This is a genomic window from Macellibacteroides sp. (assembly GCF_050251695.1).
Taxonomy (GTDB): Bacteria; Bacteroidota; Bacteroidia; order Bacteroidales; family Tannerellaceae; genus Macellibacteroides; species Macellibacteroides fermentans.
Genome location: NZ_JBFWMI010000117.1, coordinates 1 through 7,953, shown reverse-complemented (window position 1 = coordinate 7,953; position 7,953 = coordinate 1). Strand labels below are relative to the sequence as shown.

The 7,953-nt window shown below is 49.9% G+C and carries 3 protein-coding genes; 1 reads left to right on the top strand and 2 read right to left on the bottom strand.

The features are described 5' to 3' along the window. Positions 1-171: 171 nt before the first annotated feature. Positions 172-1,356 (bottom strand): AGE family epimerase/isomerase, encoded by a 1,185-nt coding sequence (locus tag AB7E53_RS13340; RefSeq protein ID WP_446776209.1) that lies wholly within the window; start codon positions 1,354-1,356, stop codon positions 172-174. Between the two features lie 36 nt (positions 1,357-1,392). Then, positions 1,393-2,718 (bottom strand): glycoside hydrolase 5 family protein, encoded by a 1,326-nt coding sequence (locus tag AB7E53_RS13335; RefSeq protein ID WP_446776207.1) that lies wholly within the window; start codon positions 2,716-2,718, stop codon positions 1,393-1,395. A 210-nt stretch (positions 2,719-2,928) separates the two neighbouring features. Here AB7E53_RS13335 and AB7E53_RS13330 point away from each other — a divergent pair, with 210 nt between their 5' ends. Beyond that, entirely contained in the window at positions 2,929-7,275 is a 4,347-nt protein-coding gene (locus AB7E53_RS13330; protein ID WP_446776205.1) for a hybrid sensor histidine kinase/response regulator transcription factor, read from the top strand. The last annotated feature ends 678 nt before the right edge of the window (positions 7,276-7,953 follow it).

The following is a 7,953-nucleotide window of genomic DNA, read 5'->3' as shown; positions in this document are numbered from 1 at the left end:
CCGAAGACTTCCTTCAGATTACACCTCGCGATGAACACCCTTGTCGTTGGCTGGACGCTTCCCGCTGTTAGGGCGCGTTGGGGACTTACACCCGTTAGAATACGTTCGTGCTGGGCGAACAATAGAACGCCGTTGTACCGATAACTTGGGTACAACGGCGTTTTTGTTTTATCAGGCTCGGATCATTTCGATACACATACGCGAATTGTGGTAGGGGCATTTCCAGAAGCCGGCCTTGTCTTCGGCCAGGTTGGGTTTCCCGTCGCGGATGCTCCAGTACCATTCGCCGTGGGTCTTGTCTATCAGATGGGCCGAGATGTATTGCCAGGTGGCGGCCGACTTATCCAAATATGCTGCATCGCCGGATAGTTTCCATGCGTACATGAATCCTACGGCCGCCTCTGCCTGAGGCCACCAGTGACGGTCGGTATCGGTATGTCCTCTGCGGGTATCGGTCTCGTACCAGATGCTTCCGTCGGACTGCAAGCCTTCGCGTACGGTGGTCTGCACCAGCTGCATGGACAGGCTTTCAACCCGTAGAAGCAGGGCCGGATCGCCCAATACCTGGGCAGCTTCGTACAACAGCCACGAGGCTTCGATGTCGTGTCCGTAGGAGTCGATGGTTCCTTTGCGGGTCCACTGTTCGTCGAAGAAGAGATTCATATGTCCTGTACGGGTATCGATGATATGATCGGCAAAGATCAGTATCAGCGCCTCCAGCGCCTCTTTAAGGCGTGGATCTTTCCATACACGGTACAGGTTGGTATAGGCCTCCAGGATATGGAGGTGGGTATTCATGGTCTTCTTCTCGTTTTCGTCTTTTTCGCTCAGCCGAAGGTCGTCCAGCAATTGCCAGTCGCGGCTGTAGGCTTCAAAATAGCCTCCCTGCTGGGTATCCCTGCTATGTTGTTCGATCAGGTGAAACAGCTCTTTTGCCTTAGCTAATGCCTCTTCGTTGCCGGATGCCATATGGTATTCCGTAAGGGCGTAGATAAAGAAGGCCTGCGAATAGATCTGCTTCTTGGTATCGGCCGGCGATCCGTCGGCATTCACCAGCCAGTAGGTACCGCCCATCTCCTCGTCGAAAAAGTATTTGAGGGCATACCCGTAAGCGCGTTCGGCCATGTGCAGGTATGCGGAATCGGGCTGCACACGGTAGGCCGCCGAGAAGGTCCACAGGATGCGGGCATTCAGGATGCCCCCCTTCCCTGCTCCACCAATGATCCGGTCGGCGCCATCTATCTGTCCGTAAAACCCACCCTGTTCCACATCCACCATACGCCCCATCCAGAAGGGAAGGATTCCATGAATCAGTTCGGCACGCATCTCCTCTTTCAGTTGTTTGAGTAAGCTCATCGTTCTCTTGTCGTTTTTTCTGTATGAAACAATATCTTATTTGGCTGCATCCATGATCTGACGCATGGATACGGTATAATTCTTAATCACCTGCACGGTAGAGTCGGTATCGAAAACCGAGTTAAGTCCCTGCTCTTCCTGAGCGGGATCACCCATATAGTCGTCGCCCACCTGCCAATATACATGGTCCGTACGCGGACGGGCATAACCACCCCATGCCCAGAAATTGCATCCGGCCAGGGTGCCGTTGGTACGTACGCTTTCCAATACGCGCTCAAAGATATAAGAATAATAGGTATCTCTGCTGGTGGTAGGGTCGCTTAATTCGTACTTATGCGAATCGCGGGGCATACCGAACTCCTCGAGGGTGATGGGTTTGCGCAGCGAATCGGCCAGAGCAATGTGTTTATCCATGTACGCTGCGGTGTTCTCGATGGCACGGTTCAGTGTGCCTGGGATATCCTTGCTGTCCAACCAGCCCCAGTTCTTGGGCCAGATGTGCATGGTAAGGTAGTCGATGTTGGGATCGGCATGCACTCGGGCATAGAGGTCGAAGTCTTCTTCGCTGCCTGCCTCGCCTTCGGATCCAGTGGATACGAGGTGATTCTTATCCAGACTCTTGATGTGTGCGGCTATGTCTTTGATCCATGTGGCATAGGCATCCTTGTTTCCGGCGCCCATGGGTCGGGGTTCGTTGGCTATCTGCCACGACAGGATGGCGGGGTCTTCGGTATATTTACGTTTGTTGTAAAAATTGGTACGCGACAACACCGTGGTGATATGGTTCTTGAAGATTTGCTGACAGCTGTCGCACTCGAAGTATTTAGACACATAGTCTTTAAAGGCATCCCATCCGGCAACCGACGGAACGGGCACCGGACCATATCCTGCCCAATTAAGGTATTGGGCATAACCTCCGGACCACTCCCAGGTGTTGTGCAGGTACAGCACGGCGTGCATATCGCGTTTGGCAAGCTCGCTCATAAAGAAGTCCAGTCCGTCGAAAACCGACTGCTCGTAATGTCCCGGTGATTCCTGCAGGGAGGGCATCACTTTGGAGGGTACTCCGTTGGGACCGTCGGCTCCCACCAGTACGCGCAGGTTGTTGACTCCCTTTTCCTTGAGGAAGTCCAGTTCGCGTATCAACCGGTCGCGGTCGCCAAACACGCCCTGCGACCCCAGCAGCGGCCCATACCAGAAATTGGTTCCTATAAAATAATAGGGTTTGCCGTTAAGAACAAATTGTCCGTTTTCTACCCGGATGCATGCATCGTTTACCGATGCGGTGGTGGTACTCTTTCCTGTACAGCTTGCAAGCAGCAGCAGGAACACAAGGTTAACATACACTAGTACGTGTCGCATATTCTATTGAATTTTATTATATAATTTCACCTTACAAAAGTGAGGAAAAGTAGAGAAGCAGACTATCAGAATTGTGCCTAATTGTTTTAACAATGTTGCATCTGCTATATAAAATGTACGCTTTAGGCAACTGACATTTTTTTGTATCGCATTAAATTGTATTTTTACCTTCCAAAAGCAGGCTTTGCCTTTTAATTTATAGGAACAATAATGAAAAAACTTTGCACGCTGGTACTGTTTTGTTGCTACCTGGTTAACATTCCGTACGTATTGAAGGCTATTCAGAACCATCATAACCTGGATTCCCGTATTTTTACGACCGATCATGGTTTGTCCAGCACGAAAGTTTCTTGTATCGTGCAGGATAAGCGGGGTTTTGTGTGGATTGGTACCGAAGATGGCCTTAATAAATTTGACGGGTACGGTTTTACCGTCTACAAGCGTAACAGCGCCTTGCGGGGATCGCTGGTAAGCAACCATATTACCGCTTTATATACGGATCGAAACGATAACTTATGGGTGGGTACCATCGAGGGGTTGCAGTATTACGACAAGCGGAACGATAATTTTGTGAGTACCGCCCTCAATCAGCCCGATTATATTGTAAAGCAGAATCAGTGTAATGCCATCTTCCAGGACAGGAGCGGCTGCCTGTGGTTTGCCTCGTCCGGACTGGGGGTACTGAGGTTCGATCCTAAAACGTCGGAAAGTGTGTTGTTCTCGCCTTCGCATACGCATCCGGGGCAGTCGTTATGCAGCGGCCATATCCGGGCTATCGACGAGGATGCGGATGGTAATTTGTGGTTCGGATCGCAGGATAAAGGTTTGTCGGTATACAACCCGGTAAAAAAGAGTTTCACCAATTACAGCGTGGCCAGCGGTCACCTGAAGAGCGATGTTATATTCGATCTGTTCAAACAGAAGAACGGCAATATGCTGATCTCCACCATCGGTGTGGGGGTGACGGTGTACGATCAGAAACAAAAGCGGTTTATTGCCTATCCGGAGGCGTTCAGCAGGGGTACGGCCCGGCGGACTTTCTGTGCTATTGAGGATAAAGAGGGGGCTGTCTGGGCGGGGACCGACGGACTGGGGGTGATGCGTTTCAGAGCGGATCAGCAGTCGATCTCTCCACATCCGGTGTTCAATGAGTTTATGCAGGAGATGGGCGACTCGAAGATACATTATTTGTTTGAGGACAAAAAAGGGAACCTCTGGGTGGGTATGCATTACAAAGGGTTGTGCGTTATCCATACCGGCTCCAACGGCTTTACCAATTACCGTAAAATAAACAACGAGCCTAATTCGCTTAGCTATAACCATGTGATGGGGGTTACGGCCGACAAGGATAATAATCTCTGGATTGCCACGGATGGCGGGGGACTGAACTTCTACGACCGCAAGAGCGGACGGTTTACACATTACTTGCACAATCCGGGTAATCCTAATTCGATTTCGGACAATGCCATCGTGAGTGTTTTTTGTGATAGCAAAAAGAGGATTTGGGCGGGTACCTATGTGGGGGGACTCTGCATGTGGGACCCGGACAGGCGGGGGTTTGTTACCTACCGTTCCAATGGGAAACCGGACGGACTGAGTTCCGATTATGTGAAGAGTATCGCGGAGGATAAAAGGGGCTATCTTTGGTTGGGTACCAACGGCGGGGGCTTGTCGCGCTTTAATCCGACAGACAAAACCTTCCGTAATTTCCAGACAAAAGATAACAAGGGGCTGGTGAATGATTATATCTCCGTGATTTTTATGGACAGCAGAAACCGGTTGTGGATTGGCACTTACTTTGGATTGAGCTGTATGGATACGGAAACGGAGACACTCACCTCCTTTAAGATGGATAGCGGACTGAGCAGCATGGCTGTGTATGCCATTGCGGAAGACGAGCAGGGCGTGATATGGATCGGTACGCAGAATGGGTTGAACCGGTATAATCCGGACAAGAACAACTTTACATCGATAAGGCCTTCCGGACAGCAGATCAGTCAGGTTATCAACGGTATTGTGCCCCACAAGGAGAACCTGTGGCTGAGCACCAACAAGGGGATTGTGCGCTTTAATCCGTCTTCTCTTTCGTCCAAGATCTATACGCGATACGACGGCTTGCAGAGCGACGAGTTTATCCTGGCATCCTATTATAAGAGTCCGGCCGGCGAAATTTTCTTCGGAGGCATAAGCGGACTCAACTCCTTCTTTCCGGATGCCATAGAAGACAAGACCGATTGTCCGCTTACCTACATAACGGGCTTACGAATCTTTAATCAGTCGGTCGCCATCAATCAGGAGGTGAACGGACGGGTGGTGCTTCCTCAGAATGTCTCGCAGATTGAAAAGATACGGCTTTTGTACAGCGACAAGAGTTTCACCCTGGAGTTTACCGCTCCGGATGCAGCAGTTCCGGCCAATATCATCTACGCCTGTAAGTTGGAGGGATTCGACAACGAGTGGATCTATTACAACTCGTCTCAGCGTTTTGCCACCTACACCAACCTGAATCCGGGCACCTACACGTTCAAAGTGAAGGCCAGCAACGATCCGGAGGTGTGGGGCGACAATGTTACTTCGCTTACAATCGTTGTGGAGCCGCCTTTGTGGGCTACGTGGTGGGCCCGTACCCTCTATTTTCTGCTTGCCTGCGGTGCCGTATGGCTGCTATTACGGTTCTTCACCCTGCGTATGAAGGAGAAAAACGAACTCCGCATCGAACGGTTCAAAATGCGCCAACAGGAGGAGCTTACCCAAGCCAAGATGGGCTTCTTCACGAATATCAGTCACGAGTTCCGCACCCCCCTTACCCTGATTATCGGTCCGCTTGAGCAGATGATGGAAACGGAGACCGATCCGGAAAAACAGCAGCTGCACTCCATGATGCACCGTAATGCCGAAAGATTGCTGCGCTTGATCAACCAGATTCTTGAACTCCGCAAACTGGAGCAGGGCAAGATGAAGTTACAGGTACAGCAATTGGAACTGGTATCCTTTGTGTCTGATCTGCTGGGCTCGTTTACCGACCTGGCCAACCGGAAGCATATATCGCTTACCTACAGTTACAACGCGTCACAGATGCGGGTTTGGTACGATCCGGATTTGCTGGACAAGTGTCTGTTTAATATTTTATCCAACGCCTTTAAGTTCACCCCCGATGGTGGCAAGGTTTCACTGGATATCCGTGAAGACGAAGGAGGACGGGTGTATATCACCGTATCCGATACCGGTGTGGGGATGGATAAGGATACCCTCCAACGGGTGTTCGAACGTTTTTATCAGGGCAACAGCAAGCAGCTTACGGCAGGTTCGGGTATCGGGATGCACCTGGCGAAAAGTATCGCAGAGCTTCACGGAGGTAACATAACCGCCTCTTCCGAAATGGATAAGGGTTCCTCTTTCTGCCTGCTCATTCTTCCGGGCAACAGCCACTTTGCCGTAGAACAAATGGCACTGGAAGATGGCTTCCATCGGGTGGAAGAAAATGAGACTAAAGGCACCGGAGCAGAAATGCAGGAGGTTACTGCGGGGGCACAGGGAGTATCAGATACCCAAAAAACTACTAACGAGAAGCAGGCAACAGGGGTACAGGGAGCACAAGATGAGCAGGCGGCTACCGTTATGCAGAATGGATCGACTGTGACGAAACAGCAGCAAGTTCAGGGAGCATCGGATACCCAAAAAACTACTAACGAGAAGCAGGCAACGGAGGTACCAGGAGCACCAAATGAGCAGAAGGCTTCAGAAGAGCAGGAGGATGCAGTTGGAAAGAAGCTGACTATCCTGGTGGTGGAAGACGACGAGGATATTCGCAAATACATCCGTAAGGAGCTGGAAAGCCGCTATCAGGTGGAAGAGGCTGTAAACGGAGCGCTGGGGCTGAGCAAAGCAAAGAAGATACTGCCCGATCTGGTAATTACGGATGTTATGATGCCGGAGATGACGGGTACCGAGCTTTGCAAACGACTGAAGACGGATGCGGAGACGTGCCATATCCCGGTAATCATACTCACGGCGCAGTCGGATTTGGAACAACGCATCGAGGGACTGGAAACGGGTGCCGATTCGTATATCCCCAAGCCTTTCAACGTGAAGCACCTCAATGTACGTATCGAGAAGCTGATTGCCTTACGGCAGACCCTGAAAGAGCGTTTCAGCAAGTCGCTGAATATGGAGGCGCAGGAGGTTACGCTTACGTCGACCGACGAGCGGTTGCTGCAGCATGCCATTGATTACATCCGGGAAAATATGGAAGATCCGGAGCTGAGTGTGGAGAACATGAGCAAGGCGCTGGGTATGAGCCGTACGCACCTGCATCGTAAACTGAAAGCCCTGACCAACCAAAGTCCCATCGAATTCATCAAGGTGATCCGCATGAAGCAGGCCGCTTACCTGTTGAGTACGGGCAAACTGTCGGTCTCGGAAGTGGGTTACAAAGTGGGCTACAACACCCCCTCCTACTTCTCCAGCAGCTTCAACGCCCATTTCGGCATGAGCCCCACTGCCTATATGGAGCAGAGAGGGAACAACGATGAAGAGAAGAAAAATATTAAACAATAAAGTTCGGCTTCAGGGAATTGCCATCGTAAGGCAAGCAGGATTATATTGGTAGAATTGTAGGGCCAATATAGTTGAGATGTTTGGTTCAACAAAGTCCCATCCTAAGGAAAACAGAGTGTTGCCGGTCGAATTTGTTGTTTTAATATAGTTGGATTTTGACATAGACAAACTGTCATCCCAAAGAAAGCTGGATTATATTGGTAGAATTGTAAGGCTAATATAGTTGGGATGTTTGGTTCAACAAAGTCCCATACTAAGGAAAAACAGAGTGTTGCCGGTCGAATTTGTTGTTTTTACATATAGTTGGACTTTGACAAAAACAAACTGTCATCCCAAAGAAAATTGGGTTACACCGGTAGAGTTGGTTGTTTTACAAATGGTTGGAATGATTGATATCGGCAAACTGCTAATATAATGACAAAGAACTTGGTTAAAAAGAACTTGGATAATTTGAGAAAGAAGTCGTTATAGATACAAATAAAACCTTCTGACAATCGAGTAGGAGGAAAACAAAAGTAGTTTTCTTCCTACTTTTGTTTTCCGACCTCTCACACCACCGTACATGCCGTTCGGCATACGGCGGTTCTTTAATTACGATGCAGACGGCGATATAATCTCATTATTTGCGGATAACCTGCTCGGTCTAGACTCTCATCTGTAATTGCCCGATGCAGCACC